Consider the following 22,826-nt stretch of genomic DNA (forward strand, 5'->3'; position numbering starts at 1 on the left):
GAACTCGGAAGAGCCGGATTGAGGATCTGCGTGACGAAGGCTTCCTCCGTCTGCCCTTCCACCACCAGCGCGATGTATTTCATGACGCGCTGACGTTGTCGGCCGTCGGGCGCCCGCCGAGGAGGTTCATCTCCCACATCTCGGATACGGAGTGGGTGTGGAGGGAGCCGTCGAGTTGCCCGCGGTCGGGTCTGGAGACGTGGGTCGACCCGTCGCGGCGTTCGACGACTGCGATGTCCTCGAGGTCGAACTCACCGAGCAGATCCGTGGACTGGGTTGCGAGGATGACGCGGTGGCTGTCGCGTGCTGCGACCCGCAGAAGTTCGCTCAAGAGGTGAATGGCGATCGGGTGCAACCCTAGTTCGGGCTCGTCGAGGACGATCGTGGCGGGACGGTTCGGCAGGCGCCCTCGGTGTGCTGAGGCCCAAATCTGTCCCGGGTGAGGGCGTTCTGGGCTGCGCAGGTACGCTTTTCACAAAGTACGACGTGGCGGGCCCCACACGGAGGAGAAATACGTGACTCACAAGATCATGACCGTCTATGGCACAAGACCCGAAGCGATAAAGATGGCCCCATTGGTTCTGGCCCTTAGCGAGGATCAGCGGTTTGATCCGATTGTCGCGGTAACTGGGCAACATCGCGAAATGCTGGACCAGGTCAACAGTCTCTTCGGGATCAGGCCCAACGTGGACATGAACCTCATGGCTCACGGCGCGAGTCTCGAACAAATCACCTCACGTACCATCGAGGCGGTCGCCAAGTGCATCGCCGAGGAAAAGCCGGACGCCGTGGTCGTGCAAGGCGACACGACAAGTGCGCTCGCGGGGGCCCTCGCGGCGTTCTATCATCGTGTTCCCGTGGTACACCTGGAAGCCGGGTTGCGTACCGGAAACATGAGTTCTCCGTTCCCCGAGGAAGCGAATCGTCGGCTGGTCGCTCCACTCGCGGCGCTGCACTTGGCTCCGACATCTACTTCTCGCGCCAACCTCCAGCGTGAGGGTATTGCTGCAGAGGACATCGTGGTGACGGGTAACACGGTCATCGACGCGCTCAAGACCACGACCGGCATCGACACAGACTTCACCGATCCGCAGGTGGCGGACGCGTTGAACAGCGGGCGACGGATCTTGCTTGTGACCGCGCACCGCCGCGAGTCGTGGGGGAACCGGATGACTGCCGCAATGTCTGCCGTCGCGGACCTGGCAACCGGGAACCCAGATCTGCTAGTGCTTCTCCCTATGCACAAGAATCCGGTCGTGCGAACGGCGATCGAACCCATCCTCTCGGCGGCCAAGAACGTGGTTCTCACCGAGCCGCTGAGCTACCACGAGTTCGCGCACGTGCTCGCGGCAGCCGACATCGTGCTCACCGATTCCGGCGGGGTGCAGGAGGAAGCTCCGTCTCTGGGCAAGCCCGTTCTCGTCATGCGTGACACGACGGAACGCCCCGAGGCTGTGGAGGCCGGGACTGTGCGTTTGGTGGGCACGGACCGTGCACGGATCCATACCGAGGTTCAGCTGCTCCTTGACAACACCGCGGCCTACGATGCGATGGCTACGGCCGTGAACCCCTACGGCGACGGCCACGCAGCGGAACGCTGCGTGGCCGCCATGGCGGAGCTTCTCGGGGTGGGTCGGAGGGTGGCCGAGTTCACTCCTTGATTACTTGATTACTCTCGCCAGATTCCCCGTGTGTCGACATGGGGGATCTGGCGGATCTCTTTGTTGCTGATGGCCTTGAACCGGTCGTGATCGACAAGCAGCACAACGGCGTCTGCTGATGCTAGGGCAACATCGAGGCCCTCGAGTCGGACGTTTTCCAACGTTTCGAGGGCCGCAGGCAGGTGGTCGACGTGGGGCTCCACGGCAAGAAGCTGCCACGTCGGGTCTGCCTTGCTCAGCCGCGAGACCACGGTAACAGCCGGGCTTTCGCGCAGGTCGTCGATGTTCGCCTTGAACGCGAGCCCGAGGCACGCGATGACGGCGCCGGAGGGCGCGATGCGCGCCACGTCGGCGACCACGGTGTCCGGGCGTGCGTCGTTCGTCTCGCGGGCAGTGCGAATAAGGTTTGCCTGGTCAGGTGCAGCATCCACGATGAACCACGGGTCGACCGCGATGCAGTGGCCGCCTACGCCAGGGCCGGGGTTGAGGATGTTCACACGAGGGTGGCGGTTCGCGAGGCGGATGACCTCCCACACATCGACTCCGATGTGGCGGCAGATCTCCGCCAACTCATTGGCGAAGGCAATGTTGACGTCGCGGAAGGCGTTCTCGGTGAGCTTGGCCATCTCCGCGGAGGTCGCGTCTGTCAAGAGGATCTCGCCCTCGCAGAAGATTCGGTAGATCTCGGCGGCCTTCTGGGCGCAACGAGGCGAAATACCACCGACGACGCGGTCATTGCTGACCATCTCGATCATGATGCGACCGGGCAGGACTCGCTCGGGGCAGTGCGCGACGAAAACGTCCGGCGACTCGTGGTCGTGGGGGAACGTGAGGTCCGGGCGCGCCTGGGCCAGCCACTCGGAAATCTTGCGAGTCGTGCCGGCGGGGCTCGTGGACTCGAGGATCACGATGTTGCCGGGCTGGATCACGGGTGCGATGGAGGAGACCGCGGACTCGATGTACGACAGGTCGGGTTCGTGCTCACCCTTGAAAGGGGTGGGCACGGCGATAAGGAACGCGTCGGCCGCCTCGACCTGGGTGGAGGCGGTGAGCATTCCGTCCGCCACGGCCTTCTCGACGGCGACGTCGAGATCTGGCTCGACGATCGGCACGCGGCCCGCGTTGATCTCGTCGACGAAGTGAGTATTGAGGTCGACGCCGAGCACTCGGGTGCCCCGAGAGGCCAAAGCGGCACTCGTGGGCAAACCGATGTAGCCAAGGCCAATGACAGAAATCTTCATAGCTTCGCATCCCTGTTCTCGATCTTGCTTTGTACTATCCAGGCAATGGTGTCGCGGCATTCGTTCTCCCAGGTCATTGTGGCTGACCGTTCGAACACCCTTTTGGAAAGGGTGGAAAGGTTTGGCCGCATTTTATATATGGCGCGCAGTAAATCAGCCAAATCATCCGCGGTCACATCGGTCAACCAACCCACCTCGTTCTCCTGAACAAAGCGACGGTTTTCCGAGAGGTCGCTCGCAATAACCGGCCGACCACTAACCACGCATTCAAATATCTTATTCGACAAAGAATCGTTCGCAGCATCTACATTTTCGTAGAGCGCCGTGCCCACATGAACCATTTGGTAAAAGGAAGGCACCTCGTCCGAAGGCCATGGTCCGTGAAACGTGATCGCGTCGAGATGACCCGTCGACAGCGCGACATCCTCTAGCTGTGACATAAACTCTGCGCTAGCGCGGCCGGCCATCTCGAGCTTGACATTAATGCCGCTGTCTCGAGCCATTCCTACGGCCTCGATCAAGGTCTCGACGCCACGGCCAGGGTACAAGGTGCCTAAGCAGCCTACGATTAGGTGATCATTCGACGGGGGGGGAGGCGCAAACGGGCGACGGAATGACGCCGGAGGCGCGTTTCGAGCTACAAAAGTCCGCGCGCCCAGGCTGCGAAATTCGGTCGCATGGCTTTCGCAGACAGCTACCACCCGAATCCAGCTCGAAGCCGCCAGGCGACGTAAAACCAAGGGTTCGATGCGGGAAAAAAGGGAGGCTAAAGAACCAGTAGTACGTACCCCGCCCGGACGTTCCCGCCCATTTAGAAGGACCCGGCTACCATAGCGCCTATGATGAAGTAGGCCGATAAAACCAAGAGAAATATGACCGACGAGTACCGTATCTGCGGGTGTCGCGAGGGTCTTGCGAAGAAGAGCCCCCACGGGCCACGCATATGTGCCAACCAAGTTGACAATCTGCGTCGCTACGGATGCGCCTTCTCGGGGCTTTCGGGTCTTGATTTTCAGACTCAAGACTGAGTCGATGCGCTCATCACGTGACGACCCTATCATTCCCGATCGACCAACCCGGGAGAGAGTGATTGCAACAGTGTCGACTCCGGCTTCGGCAGCTTGTTGGGCGATCTTGCGGGTACGGGTTGAGTGTTCATATGGCGCCAAGTCAATGGCCAGAAGTTTTGTCATTTGTATCCTTTCGCAAACTTGGGACAATTTCTATCCGCCGTGTCATGAAATAGAGAACGAGCAAGCCAAGGCCATGAAGAGCTAAGCTTCGGAAGAATGAGTCACTGCCTGACTTTACCCACACAATGGCATCGGATGTGGCGAAAATAAACATAATCCGCATAAAAGGCGATGTCGTGCGCCACGCGCGGACAGAGCACCAGCCGATCAGGATTCCAATGAGGAGCAGGTAAAGGAGGCCGCCGATTGCTCCGAAGAAGAATATGGATTCGGCGAGAATGGATGGCGGTACGCCCGTCCCCTGTTCCCATCGGTCACTGAAGTACTGTTGCGAGAATGCAATCGAGACGCCATTGGGTTTGTTAGGCCACACGACTCTAGGCACAAGGGTAAAGAGGCCGCCAAGGAAATTTGATATGTTGAAATGCCAATCCCCAGGGGCCGCTGCTACCGGTGCGCTCAGTGTTCTCAGGGCGTCCACGCCGCCGTTAATGAACGGCTCTACCGACGATTGTAGTGTCGAGAAGATTGTCGATGCCTCGCTACCCTGAGACGTCACCGAGCGGCTAGTCTTCCGAATGGAAATGGCGTACCACGTGGAGAAGGGGACCGCCGCGAGCAAAAGTATTACGAAAGCACCTGGGGGCACTCGTCTTCTGTGGGATACGGCGAGCAGTAAAGCTATCGCATAGGATATTAGAGGAAATCGGGCTCCGCTAATAAACAGGTAACCGAAATATTCTGCGGACAGGGTGACGACAAGGATGCGTTGCGCGGGGCCTTTGGGCCGGGCTAGTAGTAAGAGCAATGAAGCTGCCGCGGGTATCGCCGCTAGAGCGCCGATAAACCCGAGACCGCTTAGCATGTCTCTGCGCGTGCTCAACCCGCTCAGAAGGCTCGTTAGACCCCCGGCCGCGTGAAGCAGCCATAGGATGCTCACAACGCCAAAAGCGGCACTGATGTAAAGCGCGCGTACGAAGCGTCGCTCATTGTTTATCGTCAGAAGAATCCGTCTCGGTTTGAATTGCCTAACGGCAAAAGCCGTCCCTGCAGTAAGAAAGACCATTTGCAGACATGCCCATACTATGACGCGTCCTTGGGGGGACGCCAAGTCATCCCAAGGAGTCGCGAGGCCTGCCCTCCAGGAGATTGGGACGATGATCACCGAAGCCCACAGGTAGGCTAAGGCAAGGCCAGCCGGGCTCAAGAGAAATTCGAATAGGTACCCGCGCGCGATAGCGACTAGAGCCCACGTGGCAGCCGGAGCTATTGCCAGACAACCTAACCAGGCGTAACCGCCGGTATCGATTGCCGCATCTCTCGGCCCCAAGGCGATCAGGCCGATGGTAACGACTGTCAAGCCGAGAAGTTGTAGCGCTGCCGTTGAGGAAGGGGCGGTTCGGTGACGGATTTTTCTCTGCTCCCCACCGCTTGTGGATCTGCGTTTGCGGGTGCTACTCACGCGTCTGCACCTCCCCGATGGCGCGGTGCGTTGAAACAAGGGCTACTAAGTACCTAAAGAACGTGGCGAATAGTAGGGATGCCGCGCCAAGCGTGACGGAGTTTTCGATGGGTAATATCAGAATGCTTGCGGTGAGAATTGCAATGGATCCTAACGACAGAGTGGATGTCCGCATCAACCTGCGGCTGGATGAGATTGACCCGAGCAATGCACTGGGCACAACATACGCAACTCTAATCGAACCTGTTGTGGCCAGTAGTAGCGCCGCGGTGGGTGATGCTTGGGTATCGAAAAGAAAGCGATCTGAAATGAGATAAACGATGTAGAAAAGTAGTGTCAGTGGTACGACCGCCAGCAGGGCCAAGATATTCGTTTTCTTGAGGGCGTGGCTAGGCATCGTCTTGCTTAAGCGCACAGCTTCGGGCAAGGCAGTAAACCCCAGCACCGACGCCAAGGTGATCGCGGGGTAGACAATGCACAGTTTGGATGTCGCATACTGCCCGCCTGCCGCTAGGTTGTTAAATTTCCAGGAGAGGAGTGCCTGGTCCAGCCAGTCAATTGCGGCGAAGGGGAGGCCTGATACCGCAAAACCAAGTCCCATTGTGTACACGTGTCGACTCAGGGAAGTATCGGTGTGGACTGTCGTTATCAGCGCTAGGCAGCCACAGGCACACGCTATCAATGAGCCTACGGCTAGGGCGATGACTCCGTCGCTGCTTGAAGTAGTATTCGTCAGTGCCATGCTGCCCAGCAAGATCAGCGCGGCGCACAAGCGATATCCCTGTTGCAGGACTGCCGATGCGGCGTACTTGCGATTGACTCTGAGGGCAGCTGCCCCCAACTCAGAGACAGCGACGAGTGCTGGGGCGATAATGACCGTCGCGGTGGTCAGCGGGTCGGTCCGAAAGAACTTGTGGAGAGCAAACCCGGCAATGGCCCCCCACGCTAGGCTCAGGAGGGCAGCGGCCTTTGTGTGGGGAACAAATCTGCTGGTAGACCCGTTCTCGATGGATACGCGGATAAGTGACTGATCCACTCCAATTAGAGAGATCAACAGGATTAGTGGAATCGCCTGTCGAACAAGCTGGTATTCGCCGAATCCACTCATCCCTGCGCGGCGCGAAAGAATTAATTCTGCCACGAAGAGCGTTCCGACAGATGCTCCGTATATGGAGCCCGCGCGCACAGCAGGCAGAAGGGCTCTTCGTGCCATGTTCTATCGGATTCCTGCCCACTGACGGTGCCGAGGAGCGGTGGACAGGATGAAGTTCACCGCTCGCTGGCTGCAGTTGTCGATGAGGTAGTCCTCCGGGGTGATGTCGCTGACGCCGTCGCGCTCGTAGCCCGATTCCATGGCGACGCGCACGGCCGTCACCATGTCGTCGGCGTGCAGGCCGGTCATGATGATGGCGCCCGTGTCGAGCGCTTCGGGGCGCTCGATCGAGTCGCGCAGCGTGACGGCGGGGAAGCCCATGAGTGAGCTCTCCTCGGCGATCGTGCCCGAATCCGACAGCACGCAGGCCGCCGAGAGCTGCAGCTTGTTGTAGTCGTGGAAGCCTAGCGGCTCACTGAACGTGATGCCCTCCGGCTCCGTCCACCCCGGCAGCGCTTCGAGACGCTTGCGCGTGCGCGGGTGCGTCGAGACAAACACGGGCAGGGCGAAGGCGTCGTGCACGGCGATCAACCCGTCGAGCAGGGCGCGCAGGCGCTCAGGACTGTCGACGTTCTCCTCGCGGTGCGCGCTGACGAGGAAGTACTTGCCCTCGTCGAGCCCACGCTGGGCAAGGATGTCGGAGGCCTTGATCTGCTCGGTGTACGCCTCGACGACCTCTCGGATGGGGGAGCCCGTCTTGATGATGCGGCGCGGGTGCAGGCCCTCGGCGAGCAGGTTGCGGCGCGCGTGCTCGGTGTAGACGAGGTTGAAGTCGGCGACGTGATCGACGAGGCGTCGGTTCGTCTCTTCCGGCACGTTTTCGTCGAAGCAGCGGTTGCCCGCCTCCATGTGGTATGTCGGGATGCGCAGGCGCTTGGCCATGACGGCGGCGATGCACGAGTTGGTATCGCCGAGCACGAGGACAGCGTCGGGCTGCTGGGCGCGCATCACCTCCTCGCTCTTGATGAGCGTGCCACCGAGCACCGCGCCGAGGCTCGAGGTGTCGACGGCGAGGAAGTGATCGGGCTTGCGCACGCCGAGGTCGTCGAAGAAGACGCCGTTCAGCTCGTAGTCGTAGTTCTGTCCCGTGTGCACGATGACGTGCTCGACGCCCGGGGTGTTGTCCAGCCGGTTCATCACGCGCGCAAGCCGGATGATCTCCGGGCGCGTGCCGACGATGGTCATGACCTTCATCGTTCAGGCCTCCTTGGTCTCGGCGGGGCGCACGGGCTCCCAGTACGTGTCCGGCGCGGCCGGGTTGAACAGCTGGTCGGCCCAGAACATCGTGATGAGGTCCTCTTCGCCGATGTTCGTGATGTTGTGCACCCACAGAGTCGGCATGTCGATGACGGCCGGCTTCGTGCCGTCGACGTCGAAGTCGACGACCTCGTCGGTCAGCACCTTGCGCAGCGAGATGCGCGCCTTGCCACTGATGACGACGAAACGCTCGATCTTGTTCAGGTGGTAGTGCTCGCCGCGCGTCTTGCCCGGCTTCGTGTACGACACGAACGACTGGCCGCCGCTGCCGTGAGCGCGCACCGTCTCGATCAGTTCACCGCGCTGGTCAGCGTTGACCATGAGCGAGAACGGGTACTTGTTCGGGAACGTCGCAGCCCGGTAGGTATTGAACAGGTTCGTGTGAAAGCGCGTCGGCAGCTTCGGGATCTCGCCGCGGCTGTAAACATCGTGGAACTGCTCGAGCAACGACAGCACCTCCGGCACACGCGTGTCGTGGCCGTGGGGGCGGATGAGACGGTCGCGCGAAGACAGGGCCTCGATGAGCGAGGCCGCGGCATCCTGCACGTGCAGCAGCTCCACCGGATTGTCGTTGACCGTCGGGGTCTCGCCCTCGAGCAGCTTGTCGATGAACGTCGCGACGAACGTGTTGTAGTACGGGCGAGCGTGCTCACCGAAGATGTTGGGCAGGCGTACCTCGACGTAGGCGGCGCCGCTCGCGGTGGCGGCGTCGGCGAGAATCTCGCCCGCGCGCTCCTTGCCGCGGCCGTAGGGAGAGCCGTTGCCGACCTGCGTGGAACTCGAGTAGACGATGCGCACAGGCTTGTCGGCTGCGCGCACGGCGTCGGCGATGTCCTGTGCGAGGTCGACGTTGCCTTGCTCGACGGCAGCGTCCGTCTCCGCACGGTTGATGCCGGCCAGATGCATGACGGCGTCGGCGTCCGCGACGTGCGCCTGGAGTTCGCCCCAGTTCTCGCGGCCGATGGCGACGACGTCATGGTCGGTCAGCGTGTGCAGCCGTGCGCGCGTGTGCCAGCCGAGAAAGCCGTGCGCTCCGGTGATGACGATCTTCATGCGCGGGCCTCAACAATCTGCTGGATCTCGGGCAGGGTCATGAGCAGGTCGACAGCACCGTCCACGTCGAGCTGCTCGGTGTTGGCGGAGGTGTAGTCCGTCGCGTCCTTGAGTTCGGTTTCGCCCTCGGACGTGAACAGTTCGTACTCGAGCGAACGCGCGTCGAGCGGAACGCGGTAGTAGTCGCCCTGGTCGGTGGCCTTCACCATCTCCTCGCTCGACAGGAGCGTCTCGTGCATCTTCTCACCGTGGCGCGCACCGATGACCTTGATCTGCGGGTCATCGACGCCGAGCACCTTGGCCGTCGCCCGCGCGAGCGTCTCCACAGTGCATCCGGGGGCCTTGCGGACGAACAGGTCGCCGCGCTCGGCGTTCTCGAACGCGTGGAGCACGAGTGAGACCGAGTCGTCGAGCGACATGAGGAAACGGGTCATGCTGGGCTCGGTGAGGGTGAGCGGCTTGCCGTCCATGATCTGCCTGACGAACAGGGGGATCACCGAGCCGCGGCTGTACATGACGTTGCCGTAGCGCGTCGTCGACACGACGCTGGGGGAATCGGGGTTGTTGCGCGCGAACGCCTGTGCGCTCTTCTCCATGAGGGCCTTCGTCATACCCATCGCGTTGACGGGGTAGACGGCCTTGTCGGTTGACAGGCACACCACGGAGCGGACCCCGGCGCGGCTCGCGGCGCGCAGCACGTTGTTGCTGCCGTCGATGTTGGTGCGCACCGCCTGGTCGGGGAAGAACTCGCAGCTCGGCACCTGTTTGAGGGCGGCCGCGTGGAAGACGTGATCGGCGCCGACGAACGCGTCCTCGACTGAGTGTGCGTCACGCACGTCGCCGAGGAACAGCTTGAGCCGCGCATCGTTGAAACGCTTGCGCATCTCATCCTGCTTCGCCTCGTCGCGCGACAGGACGTGCACCTGCGCGACATCCTGCGCGAGGAGGTGGCGCACCATCGTCGAACCGAACGATCCGGTGCCGCCAGTGATGGCGATGGTCTTGCCGGTGAGGTCAGTCATGTGTTGTCTTTCGTCGAAATGGCGAGGAGGGCGGCCTCGAGACGATCCAGCCCGGCGGTCGCGGAGAAGTTGCTGTCGAAGTAGCGTCGGCCGTTCGCGCCCAAGCGCGCCAGAGCCGCATCATCGAGCGCAGCCAGCCGGTTGATGACCGCCCGCGTCGCAGCAGCGTCGCCCGGCGTGACGGCGACGCCCGCATCTGCCTCCCGAACGACCTGGGCGGCATCACCTGCCGCGTGAGCGAGGATGGGCCGCCCCGCCGCCAGAGATGCCTGAACCTTGCTCGGCATCGTCACCCGCAGTAACGGCGTGTCCACGAGCGAGATAATCACCACGTCAGCCCGCTCGTAGTACTCCGCCACCTCATGGGCAGCGACAGGTGGCAGCAGGTGGATGTTCGACTGCGGCGACGAGGCGAGGCGGCGCTCCAAATCGCCGCGCTTGATCCCCGAGCCCATGAGGACCAAGTGCGCGTCGGCGCCTGAGAATGCATTCACGAGGTCGTCGAGTGCCTGCAGCTCGCCGAGGTTGCCTGCATACAGGAAGACTCGACCGTACTCCGGCAGACTCAACTCGCGTCGGGTACGGACTCGATCTGGCAAGGGGCGATCCTCCACCCAGTTCGGGGTGTCATGGATCTTCGCATCCGGAACACCACGCTGGGTGAGCACTGAGCGCATGCTCGGCGAGATGACACCGATGCCGGACGCATCGCGGTAGGAGAGATCGCAGAACACGTCGAGCGCCTTGTGGATGCCCGCGCCGACTCGACCCGTAGTGAAACCACTATCAGTGACACTGTCCGGCCACAGATCCTGAATGATCATGAAGTGGGGCGTGCGACGCCCCGGTCTCTGCAGCATCCGGGGAAGAGCTGACGTGGCCGGCGACGAGTACGTCAACCACACGTCGGCCGGTGGCAGCAGCTGAGCGGCCAGCGTGGCCGACGTAGCGAAGGACAGGTAATTACCCATGCGCTTGACGGCGTTCGCATCATGACTCGGGTAGAGGGGCACACGATGCACCGTGATTCCGTCCGTACCGCGCTCCCGAGCGAAGGGACGCATCGCGTACCCGTCGTAGATCTGCCCCGTCGGGTAGTTGGGGAATCCGGTGAGCACGTTGACCTCGTGCCCACGTTGAGTCAGACCAAGCGCAGGTGCGTAGGACGGGCCCGCCGGCTCGGGCGGGTACCACTGCGTGACGAAGTTGATCTTCATCGGGCCGGCACCCCCTTCACGGTCGTCCATGCTTCGATGTCTCGCGTCACGACAGCCCCGGCGCCGACGAGTGCATCGGCGCCGACTCGCAGGCCCTGAATGACCGTCGCGGATGCACCAACGGTCGCGCCGGCCTCGATCATCACGTTGCCGGAAATGCAGGACTGCGGGTTGAGGCGGCTGAAATCGCCCAGCAGGCTGTCGTGGCCCACCGTGACACCTTGGTCGATGTGAACATGGCGGCCGACTCGGATGCTCGTGCTCAAACGTGCGCCCGGTGCGACGACGCAGCCCTGAGCAAGCTTCACGTCGGGGCCGATCGTCGTGTCCGGATGAACCAGCGTCGCCCAGGCCCGGTCCGGGAGCCGCTCGTCGATGCGTCGGCGCACGTCAGGGGAGCCGATGGCGATGACGGCCTGCACATCAGCCGTCGCGTCATCGAACCAGTCGAGCCCGCCCAGGTGGCGCGCACCGAGCCGGACTAGGGCGGCCTCGTTGTCGTCGGAGAGAGCGTCATCGACCATCCCGAACACCTCGAAGCGGGGTGCCCTTTCATTGATGGCCTCCGCGATGCCCCAGACCTCGCGCCCGAACCCACCACAACCGATGATGACGAGCGGGATCATGCTTTCACCACCGCCTGCGACGAGCACTGCTCAGCCATCGTCTCGGCGACGTCCGCAGGAACGGGAGGCTCCTGAGTCTCCTGGGAACCCATGAACTCATGCATCGTCACGACGCCGTCGGCGGAGATGCCCTCACGTCGGATGACACCCTTGACGGTCTTGAGCAGGATGTCGAGATCCATTCGCCAGTCGTGCTCGTCGACGTAGCGCACGTCGTAGGCGAACTTCTCCTCCCACGAGATGGCGTTGCGGCCGTTCACCTGCGCGAGGCCCGTCAGACCGGGACGCACCTCGTGTCGACGCGCCTGCTCGGGGGAGTAGCGCTCGAGGTACGCCATGAGCAGTGGACGCGGACCGACGAGCGACATGTCGCCCTTGACGATGTTCCACAACGTCGGCAACTCATCAAGACTCGTCGAGCGCAGGAACGCGCCGAACGACGTCATCCGCTGCTCATCCGTCACCCACCCGCGCGACTCGTCGACGGGCAGCATCGTGCGGAACTTGATCATCGTGAACGGCTTGCCGTCACGCCCCGGGCGCTCCTGACGAAACAGCACCGGTGAGCCGAGCTTCCCACGGACCGCGACGGCGATGCCGGCCTGCACCGGTAACGACACGGCGAACGCCGGCGCCGTCAGCGTCAGATCGATCGCTCGCTTGAGAACGGCCTGACGGCGCATCAGCGCGCCACCAATTCACGGAACGTCGCGATGACACGCGCGACGTCGTCGTCGCTGAGGTCGACACCCGACGGCAGGTTGAGACCCGAGTGGAACAACCCGGCCGCGACGTCACCACCGAACGTGCGCGCCGAGGCGTACATCGGCTGCATGTGCATCGGCTTCCACAGGTGACGCGCCTCGATGTCGGCGGCGTTGAAGCCCTCGACGACGTGGTCGATGAAACCGGGCTCGCGACCGTCGACGATGGCACCTGTGAGCCAGCAGTTGTCGTGGCGGTCGTCGTCACCCTCGCTCCGGCCGAGCAGGCGCACGCCGTCTAGATCGGCGAACGCATCGGCGTACAGGTCGCGAATCTCCCGGCGGCGCGCGATCATCGCGTCGAGCCGCTCGAGCTGGCCGATGCCGAGCGCCGCGAGCAGGTTCGACATGCGGTAGTTGTACCCCACCTCGGTGTGCTCGTACCACGGCGCGGGCTGACGAGCCTGCGTCGACAGGTAACGCGCGCGAGCCAACAACTCGGTGTCGTTGCTCAGCAACATTCCGCCACCGGACGTCGTCATGATCTTGTTGCCGTTGAACGAGATCGCCGCACACGACCCGAACGACCCGCACGCCGCGCCGTCGAGACTCGCACCGAGCGCCTCCGCAGCATCCTCGACGAGCGGAATGCCGCGCTCGGCGAGGGCGGGCACGAGCGTCGAGTAGTCGACCGCACGGCCGTACAGATCGACCGTGACGACCGCGGCGACGTTCTCACCCTCCGCGCTCAGCGCGTCGACGGCCTCGATCATGAGCGCGACATCGACGTTCGCGTCACTCGCCTGCGAATCGACGAACACGGGCGTCGCACCCGTGTAGACGATCGCGTTCGTCGTGGCAGCAAACGTCATCGACGGCACGACGACGACGTCACCGGCCCCGACGCCGTGGTGCAGCAGCGCCAGGTGCAGCGCAGCCGTGCCCGACGAGAGCGCCAACGCGCCGGCGACCCCGGTGCGCTCGGCGATCTCCGCCTCGAAACTGTCGACCATCGGGCCCAGGGGAGCGACCCACCCCGAGCGCAACGCCTCGACGACGAGCTGCTCCTCGCGCTCGGTGACGGTGGCCTTCGACAGGTGAATGCGTGCCATCAGATGTTCTCCCCACCATGGTGATCGGCGACGGAATCGGGGGAGAGGATCGGCCCCTCCGCGGTGATGTCGATGTCCTTGCTCGGGTCGTGATCGCGATGCCCGCCGGAGTGCTCGACCATCCAGGCGAGCGCGTCGGCGTCCGTGTCGAAGTACTGCGCGCGCACGAGCTGCGGGTCGATCGCCGGCACGTTGACGTGCGAGACGAGCGGGTGCTCGGAGGTCTTGATCTCCTCGCCGGGCGTGAACAGCTGCTCCGAGAGCTTCTCACCCGGGCGCAGCCCCGTGTACTGGATCTCGATATCATGCTTGCCCGCCATCTCGATGAGCGTGCGCGCCACGTCGACGATCTTCACCGGCTTGCCCATGGCGAGCACCATGACCTCGCCGTCCGTGCCGATCGCCGACGCCTGCAGCACGAGCTGACACGCCTCGGGGATGAGCATGAAGAACCGCTCGACGTCCGGGTGGGTCACCGTCACCGGCCCACCGCGCTCGATCTGCGCCGTGAACGCCGTGATGACCGACCCGCGCGAACCGAGCACGTTGCCGAAACGCACACTGACGTACGTGTCGTTACCGGCGCTCGCGAACGATGCCGTGAGGCGCTCCGCGAGACGCTTCGAGTACCCGAGCACCGACGACGGCCAGGCCGCCTTGTCGGTCGAGACGTTGACGAACGTCTCGACGCCGACGGCCTGCGCCGCCTCGAGCACGTTGAGGGTGCCGAGGACGTTCGTCTTCCACGCCTCGATCGGAAACTGCTCGAGCAACGTCAGGTGCTTGAGCGCCGCGGCGTGGAACACGACCTGCGGCTGCTCGCGCTCGAACACCGTCGCGAGCGACTGCGGGTCACGGATGTCGCACAGCGCGAGCGTGCCGTCGTCGAGCAGCGCCCGCCCCGTCATCGACATCTGCGCCGCATGCATCGCCGATTCGTCCCGATCGAGCAGCACGAGCTTCGCCGGGCCGTATTTGTCGAGCTGACGGCACAGCTCCGAACCGATCGAACCGCCCGCACCCGTGACAAGCACGCGCTTGCCCGCGATCGACTGACGAATCGCCGTCTGATCCAACTCGATCCGCTGACGCCCGAGCAGATCCTCGAGGTTCAGCTGACGCAGATCCGCGCCGCGTGGGGAGTGGAACATCTCGTTGAGCGGCGGCATGATCAGCACGTCGAGACCGGCCTGACGGGCGCGCTCGGTGACCTCACGCACGTCCTCGCCCTCCATCGTGGACGCCGCGATGATGAGCGCGCTCGCGTTCGTGCGCTCCGCCTCGCGTGCGATGGCCTCACGCGTGCCGGTGACGCGCAGACCGTCGACGTTCAAGCGGCGCTTGCCCGGGTCGTCGTCGAGGAGCGCGGCGGGCACGTAACGCGTGCCCTCCGAGGTGTCGCGGTGCAAGCCGCGCACGAGCTGACGCCCGCTGTGGCCGGCGCCGAAGACGATGGCCTGCACGTCCTGCTCACGCGAGACGCGCCGGCCCCAGCGCCACGAGCGCACGAGGAAACGCAGCGTGAACATGCCGAGCAGCGCGAACATCGGCGCCGTGAACGGCATGCTGCGCGGCACGTGCGGCACCCCGAATGCCAGACGCAGCACGGCGAGGACGAGCCCCATCGCCACCGCCGCTTTGGCGATGTCGGCGGTCTCCTCGAACGAGCCGCGCACGTGCCCGATGCGATAGGGGCCGAGGACGAAACCGATGACGGCGTACAACCCGACCGCGAGCAACGCGAACATGGCGATCTCGACGGACGCCGAATCGGAGATGTCGAGGTCGAAGCGCAGCCACGCCGCGGCATAGGCGGCGCATAGGACGAGCACGAGGTCGGTCGCGAACCAGCCGTAACGAACGGCGCGATCACGTTCCCTCAGAGGCAGTCGGGTTGATCCCCCCGGCACAGACATCGCCTCAGTTGCCCTTTCGCGAGCGACGGCTCGTCAGGGTGCGGCCCTTGTCGTCGTCGGCGGCGGTGGAGGGGGAGTAGTCGTAGCGGTAGTCGTAGTAGTTGCCGCGCGGGCCCCGCTCGACACGGTTGAGCACGACACCGAGCACCTTTGCGTCGACGGCGTCGAGGTGGTCGAGCGCGTCGAGGAATTGGTCGCGCTTGACGATCCCGGCGCCCGCGATGACCAGCGTGCCGTCCGTGACCCGCGAGAGGACGGCGGCGTCGGTGACGGGCAGCAGCGGCGGCGCGTCGATGATGACGTAGTCGAAACGGCCGCGCAGATCCTCGAGCATCGCGCGCATCGGCTCACTGCCGAGCAGCTCGCTCGGGTTCGGCGGTGTCGCACCGGAGCCGAGCACCATGAGACGACGCTCACCGAAGCGCTGCACCACATCACGCACGGCGACACGGCCGATGAGCACGTCTGTGAGGCCGACGCCACCCTCGAGACCCATGTAGCTGAGCAGACGCGGACGACGCAGGTCACCCTCGATGAGGCAGACGCTCGCACCCGACTCGGCGAGCGCGAGAGCGAGGTTCGCCGTCGTCGTCGTCTTGCCCTCACCGGGCAGCGACGAGGTGACGGTGATGACGCGCGGGTGCTCCGTCGCGTCGACGAACTGCAGGTTGGTGCGCAGCGAGCGGAACGCCTCCGCGCGCGTCGAGTGCGGGTCGTGCGCGACGATGAGCGGGTGCGCGCTCGCGTCCTTGTCGAACGGCACGGCGCCGAGGACGGTGACGTCGTCAGCGGCCTCGAGGACGTCGTCCTTCGTTCGCAGCTTCGTGTCGAGACGCTCACGCAGCAGCGCGAGCGCGGTGCCGGCGAGCAGGCCGAGCAGGCCGGCGAGGACGAGATTCGTCGGCCAGCTTGGGCCGACCTTCGTGCTCGTGGTCGCCTGCTGCACGAGCGTCACCTTGACGGGGCTCGGCTTGTCCTTCGAGACGCTCTCGAGCTCGTCGACGGCCTTGGGGAACTGCTCGCCGAGCGCCTGCGCGATGGCGTGCGCGCGCTTCGGGCTCGTGTCGACGACGCTCGTGTCGATGATGACGGTGTCCGGCGCCGCCTTGGCCGTCACCTTGGGTTCGATCGCCGTCGCGCCGCCGGGCATCTTGACCTCGTCTGCGACGGGCTGGAGCACCTTCGGCGTCTTCATGAGCTGGGTGTAGCTCTTGACGCGATCCTGCGTGAACGTGTTGCCCTGCGCCAGCTGCGAGTTGTTCGACGCATCCGCGGTCGAGACGAAGAAGCGCACCGACGAGCTGTACGTCTTGTGCGTGAAGAGAGTGAGGAGCACGGCGAGGGAGAGTGCGATGAGCACGCAGCCGGCAATGATGCGCCAGCGCTTCATGATGGCGCGCATGTACGACTGAAGATCCACCCGGTGCCTCCTGATGTGTTCGCGCACTGGGCGCGAGTGTCATGGAGACCTTACGGACTGGCTGTGACCCACACCAAAGTCTGTATCTAGGACAACTGACCTGATTCATTGACGTGGTCATGACGCTAATTCGACCTCACCCTTGAGTGTGCCTCGCCGCGAGTTGCATGGGGTTCCAAGGGTTTTCGCAGCGTCTGCCAAGCATCTGGCCATGTCGGGCGAGCGGGTATGGGTGTGAGTGAGATGGGCTACCCGCAGGTATGGTGATGAAGGTCACATCATGTCGCTGTTGTGCGTCGCCTCCCGGCAGGTGGGAGGCGCTGCGCGCGCCAGGATGACGTTGCGGGGAGCCGGTGGGATGGCGATAGCCTGAGGCCAGCGAACATTCGTCGCACCAACTGATCGAAGGAGCCAGCACAGGCCATGGAGAAGATCAAGGTCAAGAACCCCATCGTCGAGCTCGACGGTGACGAGATGACGCGCATCATCTGGCAGTTCATCAAGGACCGCCTGATCCACCCGTACCTCGACGTCGACCTCAAGTACTACGACCTCGGCATCGAGAACCGTGACGCGACGGACGACCAGGTCACCGTCGACGCGGCGAACGCGATCAAGGAGTACGGCGTCGGCGTCAAGTGCGCCACCATCACGCCCGACGAGGCGCGCGTCGAGGAGTTCGGCCTCAAGGAGATGTGGAAGAGCCCGAACGGCACGATCCGCAACATCCTCGGCGGCGTCATCTTCCGTGAGCCGATCATCATGAGCAACGTGCCGCGCCTCGTGCCGGGCTGGACGAAGCCGATCATCATCGGTCGCCACGCTCACGCCGACCAGTACAAGTCGCAGAACTTCAAGGTTCCCGGCGCCGGCAAGGTCGAGATCTCCTACACGCCTGCCGACGGCGGCGAGAAGGTCGTCTACGAGGTCGCCGAGTTCCCCGAGGACGGCGGCGTCGCGATGGGCATGTACAACTACAACAAGTCGATCGAGGACTTCGCCCGCGCGTCGTTCAACTACGGCCTCGAGCGGAACGTTCCGGTCTACCTGTCCACGAAGAACACCATCCTCAAGGCGTACGACGGTGCGTTCAAGGACATCTTCCAGGACGTCTTCGAGCGCGAGTTCAAGGACGAGTTCGACAAGCGCGGCCTCACCTACGAGCACCGCCTCATCGACGACATGGTCGCTGCGGCGCTCAAGTGGGAGGGCGGCTACGTCTGGGCCTGCAAGAACTACGACGGTGACGTGCAGTCCGACATCGTCGCGCAGGGCTTCGGTTCGCTGGGCCTCATGACGTCGGTCCTCATGACGCCGGACGGCAAGACCGTCGAGGCCGAGGCTGCGCACGGCACCGTCACGCGTCACTACCGTCAGCACCAGCAGGGCAAGGAGACGTCGACCAACCCGATCGCGTCGATCTTCGCCTGGACGCGCGGCATCGCCAAGCGCGGCGAGCTCGACGGCACGCCCGAGGTGACGAAGTTCGCCGAGACCCTCGAGCGCGTCTGCATCGAGACGGTCGAGGAGGGCAAGATGACGAAGGACCTCGCGCTGCTCATCAGCAAGGACCAGCCGTACCTCAACACGCAGGACTTCCTCGCCGCCATCGACGAGAACCTCAGCAAGGCCATGGCTGCCTGATCACGGCGGTCTCACCGGTGACGCCCTCCGTCGCGTGTTCAAGGACATGTGACGGGGGCGTCTTGTTCTGACGCCCGTCATGCCGGGGCGTTAGAGTGGCACGAAGCAACGGGTCACAACGAAGGGCGCCATGCGCATACTCATCACCGGCGGGGCCGGATTCATCGGTCAACATGTCGCCGTCATGCTGGCCTCGGAGCATGAACTGGTCGCCGTCGACAGTTTGAATGCCCAGGTGCACCAGCATGCAGAAGCTGCCGTGCAGCGCTTTCCGGGGCAAGTCGTCATCGCAGACGTCAGTCAGGCAAGCACGTGGGACGCATTGCCGGGGTTCGATGTCGTCGTTCATCTGGCTGCTGAAACCGGTACGGCACAATCCATGTACGAGGCCGAGCGCTACAGGGCTGTCAACGTGGAGGGGACGCGGCTCGCGGCTGCTGCGGCGGCTTCTTGGGGTGCCGCTCTCGTCGCACTGTCGTCCCGAGCCGTCTACGGCGAGGGACGGTACGAGTGCCGGCGCCACGGCACTCGGTTCGGGGCGCGTTGCTGTCCCCAGGCAGAGGCCGCGCCGTCCCGGGAGGAGGACCCGCACCGCCCTGTTTCCGTCTACGGAGAAACCAAGTCCGAGGCGGAGGCCATCCTCGCGGAGTACGCTGCCGCGATCCCGGTCACTGTTCTACGGCCGCAGAACGTGGTGGGCTTCGGACAGGCACTCCACAATCCCTATACGGGGGTTCTGGCAGCTTTTCTCGCGCGCCTCCGCGAGGGTCGACCGTTGTCGGTCTATGGCGATGGCTCTGCGACGAGGGATTTCGTGCACGTCGACGATGTTGCGCGTCTGATCACCTGGTGCATCGATCACCCGGGTCGACTCGGGAGCCTGCGGGTTCTCAACTGTGGCACCGGTGAGCGTACGTCGTTGACCGACCTGGCGCGGTTTGCTGCTGCTGCGGCCCCGGTCGCGAGTGCGCCGGTGGAGTATGTGGATGTCGGCCGGGCCGGGGACATCGAGCACGCCGTTGCCTCTCTGGAGGGTCTCCGTTCCGCAGGCGCGCCATTGCCCCGGATGAGCAGTGAGCAGGCCGTGGCCGACTTCATTGGTCGATCGTGGGGCTTGCCCGGCGCCGATTCGGAGGCATGGGACGTCGCCCTGCGCGAATTACGGCAGAGAGGTCTGACGAGCTGAGTTCGCCGCGAGGGCAAGGCAAGTTGGCGCTACGCGCCTGTGTGTTGGAACGTGCAAGGCCAGGATAGGGGATGACGAATGGACACGATGACGGCAAACTGCGTCGAGGTCCCTCAGACAGTCCGTGTCCGGCTGCTGCATGCTTATGTACAGCTCATCGCTGACGAGGTCGGTTGCGACCTTCTCCACGTCAAAGGCCCAGCAGTGGATCTCCGCCTGCAGCGGGCGGCGCGGCACAGCGTTGACGTGGACGTCCTCGTTCGCCCCCAGCACGTGCTTGCCTTTGTCGAGGCGCTCCGGGCGCGAGGTTGGCGCGAGATCACAGGTTTCGACGAAGGCTCCGCTTTCGGTCACGCGATGAACCTTCGCCACGATCTCGGCCTTCTGGACGTACATCGCTGGTGGCCCGGGTTCGACGTCGAGCCCGCGACGGCCTTCGAAGCCATGTGGGGACAGCGCACGATCCGGACCATCGCCGGGGTGGCCTGTGATGTGCCCTCGCTGAACGATCAGCGGCTGGTGCTGCTTCTTCACTTCGCGCGTAGCGGCGGCCACCGGATCGAGGACCTCGAGGCTGCCTGGGGCGTGGCTGACGAGGGGAGCCGCGCCGCAGTGGTACGGCGCGCCGATGAGATGGAGGCTCGGCTGGCGCTGGCTGCCGCCGTCGGTGGTCTCGAGGAATTCCGTGGGCTGCCTGCCTACGCGTTGTGGAAGTACTTCTCCAGCGGGCAAGGATCACGTCTGGACGAGTGGGGCGGGCGTTTCCGGGCGGCACGCGGGCCACTGGCGAAGGGGCGGGTCTTCCGTGCATTCTTCATGGTCAACAAGGGCCTCTTGAGCGACGAGCTGGGCCACCCTCCCACGCGCCGTGAATATGTGCACGCTGTCCGGCAGCGATTCGTCACGGCCCTCGGTGATGTGCTTCACCGGCTTGAAACGCGGCTGCGTACGAGGGCCGAGCGATGACTCGCCGTGAAGAAACCCAGGGCCGATGGGCCATCCCTGAGGACATCGCTGTGGAGACGGACCCCGATGATCGATCTGCGGTGTGGGTGCTCAGGGCGTCTCGAGGAGTCATCGTGCGGTTGCCGCAGGTAGGGTTGCTGGTCTGGCGGGCGTCCCCGCGGGTCTCCGACACGGAGGGGCTCGTGGCGCTCTTGGCTGCTGAGCACGGATGGCCGTCCGACGAGATCGCGCAGCCCGTGCAGAACTTCGTGATGTCCTTGGTCGATCACGGCCTGCTGGAGGAGAGGTCGGGCCATGAATCGAACTGAGGGGATGGCTCCCGAGTGGCAGCACCTGCTCGGCGCTGAGACCCGCCGAAGTGCGTCTGTGCCTGAATCCCGTAACGTCAAGGCCGCAACGGAAGGACCGCACGCCTCGACGCGCGTGGAAAAGGTCGGGCAGGCCGTCGCCGGCTTCTGGGGGCCGGTGGTTCTCCTGGACCTCGTCATGGGTTTCTCGCTGATGTTCGTCACCACCGCCCTGCCTGGGGGTCTTGTGGGCGGTCTTGCAACGGGTGTCGTGATGGTGGCCGTCAGTGCCTGCCGGCGAGCGAAGCTGACCGTACCGGGCGGTGGTCTCCTGGTCATCGCCTTCCTGGCACTCATGGCCTTCCTCGTCCTGGTTTCCGTCTTCCACGGCATGCCGTGGCAGCAGCGCCTCCTGAAGTTCTTCATTCTCTTCGCCGTGTGCGTTGTCATCGCAACCGGGCGGATCGACATTCGGTCGTTCATCATCGGAGCATGCATGAGCGCATGTGCCAACGTCCTTCTGTTCTATGCCGGGCTGACGGAGAATAATTACCCGCCATATCTGACCGGTTTCTATGGGGACAAGAACGTTGCAGGGATGTACTACGCGATATGGGGGATCCTCGGGCTTGCGGTTCTGTCCCCGCGTTGGCGCATACCGTGGTTCCTCCTCTCGACGTGGTTCGTCTTTCTCACCGGATCGCGAACCGCGCTCGGAGGTATCGTGCTGGCCGCCCTGTGGGTCCTGCTCCGCAACCGGATCGGTGTGGCCTATCGAATCGCCCTCGCGGCGATCGGGTATGCGGTTCTCGTCTTCTCGATCAACAACTATGCCTCCAGTTCCGCGTTCGGTGACCGAACAGGCACCGATTGGTACAGGGCGCAGATCGATCAGGCGATGGAAATCAAAGCATCCCTGACGCCGTGGACGGGCCTCGGTCTCAATCAGGGGTTCGTGGTGATCGGTGATCGACGGCAATGGTTCCATGATTCGTATCTGCAGGCTTTCGTCGAGGGCGGTCATGTTTTTCTCTGGTCAACCGTTCTGGCCTTCGTCCTCCTCGGCCTGGGATTGCTCGATCGACGACTGCATGTCTCATGGGAGATGCTCACAGCAGAGGCGACGGTCATCGTCGTGCTCGTCTGCGCGTGGAAACTGGGAGAGGTGTTCATGACGGTGGGTGCCTTCATCGTGCTCGGAATCTGCATCGCTTACCGTCTCGGCAAACCCGCCGCCGCGTCGAATCTTGCGTGGCGGGCCGCCGAGATGGCCCCGCCACGCGCATCCAGCGCGGCGCCGCTGCATCGCGGCGCTCCGGTCGGCGCCTCGCGATCGGAGGTCCAGGCGTGAAGATGACACGAACATTGATCGAGAAGACCCCAGGTGTTCGCTATCGGCGGGCCCAACTCCTGACCCCTTTGTATCGACGGGCCTTCGCGCACTTCGGGTCGGGCAGCGTGCTGGTTTCGCCTCTCATGATCCAGGGGACCGACAGGATCAGCGTCGCGGATCGGGTCATCATTCGAGACGGCGCTTGGCTGGCGGCGGAAGGCCCCGCGGGGCACCTTGCCATCGGTGCGGACACCTACATCGGCCATCGCGTACACCTGCACTCGATCGACCCGGTGAGCATCGGTCGCGGTTGTGTCTTCGCGGACAACGTCATGGTGACGTCGACCGACCATGCCCGAGGAGGCTCACGGCA

The 22,826-nt window shown here is 63.9% G+C and carries 20 protein-coding genes; 6 read left to right on the top strand and 14 right to left on the bottom strand.

Annotation, left to right across the window (positions count from 1 at the left end; translation table 11 throughout):
* Window positions 1-79: 79 nt before the first annotated feature.
* Window positions 80-463, bottom strand: coding sequence for an AAA family ATPase (locus tag HMPREF0321_RS04320; protein ID WP_083803190.1), 384 nt, complete (start codon window positions 461-463; stop codon window positions 80-82).
* Between the two features lie 67 nt (window positions 464-530).
* Between HMPREF0321_RS04320 and wecB (HMPREF0321_RS04325) the strand changes: the two genes are divergently transcribed.
* Complete coding sequence (wecB, locus tag HMPREF0321_RS04325; protein WP_040014463.1) at window positions 531-1,661, top strand: non-hydrolyzing UDP-N-acetylglucosamine 2-epimerase; 1,131 nt, start codon at window positions 531-533, stop codon at window positions 1,659-1,661.
* An 8-nt stretch (window positions 1,662-1,669) separates the two neighbouring features.
* On the opposite strand, the gene wecC is transcribed toward wecB (HMPREF0321_RS04325), so the two are convergent.
* The 13 genes from wecC to HMPREF0321_RS04380 all read right to left on the bottom strand — a co-directional run bounded on the left by wecC (window position 1,670) and on the right by HMPREF0321_RS04380 (window position 17,037).
* Entirely contained in the window at window positions 1,670-2,902 is a 1,233-nt protein-coding gene (wecC, locus tag HMPREF0321_RS04330; RefSeq protein WP_040014456.1) for a UDP-N-acetyl-D-mannosamine dehydrogenase, read from the bottom strand.
* Window positions 2,899-4,095 (bottom strand): glycosyltransferase, encoded by a 1,197-nt coding sequence (locus HMPREF0321_RS15365; protein ID WP_083803191.1) that lies wholly within the window; start codon window positions 4,093-4,095, stop codon window positions 2,899-2,901. Before HMPREF0321_RS15365 ends, wecC begins: the two co-directional genes overlap by 4 nt.
* Complete coding sequence (locus HMPREF0321_RS15940; RefSeq protein ID WP_139023548.1) at window positions 4,073-4,654, bottom strand: hypothetical protein; 582 nt, start codon at window positions 4,652-4,654, stop codon at window positions 4,073-4,075. The genes HMPREF0321_RS15365 and HMPREF0321_RS15940 overlap by 23 nt, the downstream gene beginning before the upstream one ends.
* Window positions 4,655-5,549: 895 nt before the next feature.
* Window positions 5,550-6,698 (bottom strand): hypothetical protein, encoded by a 1,149-nt coding sequence (locus HMPREF0321_RS15945; RefSeq protein ID WP_139023549.1) that lies wholly within the window; start codon window positions 6,696-6,698, stop codon window positions 5,550-5,552.
* A gap of 75 nt (window positions 6,699-6,773) precedes the next feature.
* Window positions 6,774-7,904: a non-hydrolyzing UDP-N-acetylglucosamine 2-epimerase gene (wecB, locus tag HMPREF0321_RS04340; protein ID WP_006944456.1), complete on the bottom strand. Its 1,131-nt coding sequence runs from the start codon at window positions 7,902-7,904 to the stop codon at window positions 6,774-6,776.
* Between the two features lie 3 nt (window positions 7,905-7,907).
* Complete coding sequence (locus HMPREF0321_RS04345) at window positions 7,908-9,020, bottom strand: NAD-dependent epimerase/dehydratase family protein (RefSeq protein WP_006944465.1); 1,113 nt, start codon at window positions 9,018-9,020, stop codon at window positions 7,908-7,910.
* Entirely contained in the window at window positions 9,017-10,042 is a 1,026-nt protein-coding gene (locus tag HMPREF0321_RS04350) for a polysaccharide biosynthesis protein (protein ID WP_006944500.1), read from the bottom strand. The genes HMPREF0321_RS04345 and HMPREF0321_RS04350 overlap by 4 nt, the downstream gene beginning before the upstream one ends.
* Window positions 10,039-11,289 carry a glycosyltransferase family 4 protein gene (locus HMPREF0321_RS04355; RefSeq protein WP_006944497.1) on the bottom strand — a complete coding sequence of 417 codons (1,251 nt, stop codon included), beginning with the start codon at window positions 11,287-11,289 and terminating at the stop codon, window positions 10,039-10,041. Before HMPREF0321_RS04355 ends, HMPREF0321_RS04350 begins: the two co-directional genes overlap by 4 nt.
* Window positions 11,256-11,885 (bottom strand): acetyltransferase, encoded by a 630-nt coding sequence (locus HMPREF0321_RS04360; RefSeq protein ID WP_040014458.1) that lies wholly within the window; start codon window positions 11,883-11,885, stop codon window positions 11,256-11,258. Before HMPREF0321_RS04360 ends, HMPREF0321_RS04355 begins: the two co-directional genes overlap by 34 nt.
* Window positions 11,882-12,568, bottom strand: coding sequence for a sugar transferase (locus HMPREF0321_RS04365; protein WP_006944499.1), 687 nt, complete (start codon window positions 12,566-12,568; stop codon window positions 11,882-11,884). The genes HMPREF0321_RS04360 and HMPREF0321_RS04365 overlap by 4 nt, the downstream gene beginning before the upstream one ends.
* Window positions 12,568-13,701: a DegT/DnrJ/EryC1/StrS aminotransferase family protein gene (locus HMPREF0321_RS04370; protein ID WP_006944470.1), complete on the bottom strand. Its 1,134-nt coding sequence runs from the start codon at window positions 13,699-13,701 to the stop codon at window positions 12,568-12,570. The genes HMPREF0321_RS04365 and HMPREF0321_RS04370 overlap by 1 nt, the downstream gene beginning before the upstream one ends.
* Window positions 13,701-15,617, bottom strand: a complete 1,917-nt coding sequence (locus HMPREF0321_RS04375; RefSeq protein WP_040014459.1) for a nucleoside-diphosphate sugar epimerase/dehydratase — start codon at window positions 15,615-15,617, stop codon at window positions 13,701-13,703. The genes HMPREF0321_RS04370 and HMPREF0321_RS04375 overlap by 1 nt, the downstream gene beginning before the upstream one ends.
* 4 nt (window positions 15,618-15,621) lie before the next feature.
* Window positions 15,622-17,037, bottom strand: coding sequence for a polysaccharide biosynthesis tyrosine autokinase (locus tag HMPREF0321_RS04380; protein ID WP_006944458.1), 1,416 nt, complete (start codon window positions 17,035-17,037; stop codon window positions 15,622-15,624).
* Window positions 17,038-17,460: 423 nt separating this feature from the next.
* Here HMPREF0321_RS04380 and HMPREF0321_RS04385 point away from each other — a divergent pair, with 423 nt between their 5' ends.
* The 5 genes from HMPREF0321_RS04385 to HMPREF0321_RS16385 all read left to right on the top strand — a co-directional run bounded on the left by HMPREF0321_RS04385 (window position 17,461) and on the right by HMPREF0321_RS16385 (window position 22,471).
* On the top strand, window positions 17,461-18,681 hold the full coding sequence (locus tag HMPREF0321_RS04385) for an NADP-dependent isocitrate dehydrogenase (RefSeq protein ID WP_006944448.1): 1,221 nt from the start codon (window positions 17,461-17,463) through the stop codon (window positions 18,679-18,681).
* 130 nt (window positions 18,682-18,811) lie between these two features.
* Window positions 18,812-19,867: an NAD(P)-dependent oxidoreductase gene (locus HMPREF0321_RS04390; protein WP_006944451.1), complete on the top strand. Its 1,056-nt coding sequence runs from the start codon at window positions 18,812-18,814 to the stop codon at window positions 19,865-19,867.
* A gap of 78 nt (window positions 19,868-19,945) precedes the next feature.
* Entirely contained in the window at window positions 19,946-20,833 is an 888-nt protein-coding gene (locus HMPREF0321_RS04395) for a nucleotidyltransferase family protein (RefSeq protein WP_050786466.1), read from the top strand.
* Window positions 20,830-21,141 (top strand): PqqD family protein, encoded by a 312-nt coding sequence (locus tag HMPREF0321_RS04400; protein ID WP_038569058.1) that lies wholly within the window; start codon window positions 20,830-20,832, stop codon window positions 21,139-21,141. The genes HMPREF0321_RS04395 and HMPREF0321_RS04400 overlap by 4 nt, the downstream gene beginning before the upstream one ends.
* The gene (locus tag HMPREF0321_RS16385; RefSeq protein WP_006944503.1) at window positions 21,128-22,471 is read left to right on the top strand and encodes an O-antigen ligase family protein; all 1,344 of its coding nucleotides are present in this window, start codon (window positions 21,128-21,130) and stop codon (window positions 22,469-22,471) included. The genes HMPREF0321_RS04400 and HMPREF0321_RS16385 overlap by 14 nt, the downstream gene beginning before the upstream one ends.
* The last annotated feature ends 355 nt before the right edge of the window (window positions 22,472-22,826 follow it).

It is taken from the genome of Dermacoccus sp. Ellin185 (genome assembly GCF_000152185.1).
GTDB classification, from domain to species: Bacteria; Actinomycetota; Actinomycetes; order Actinomycetales; family Dermatophilaceae; genus Dermacoccus; species Dermacoccus nishinomiyaensis.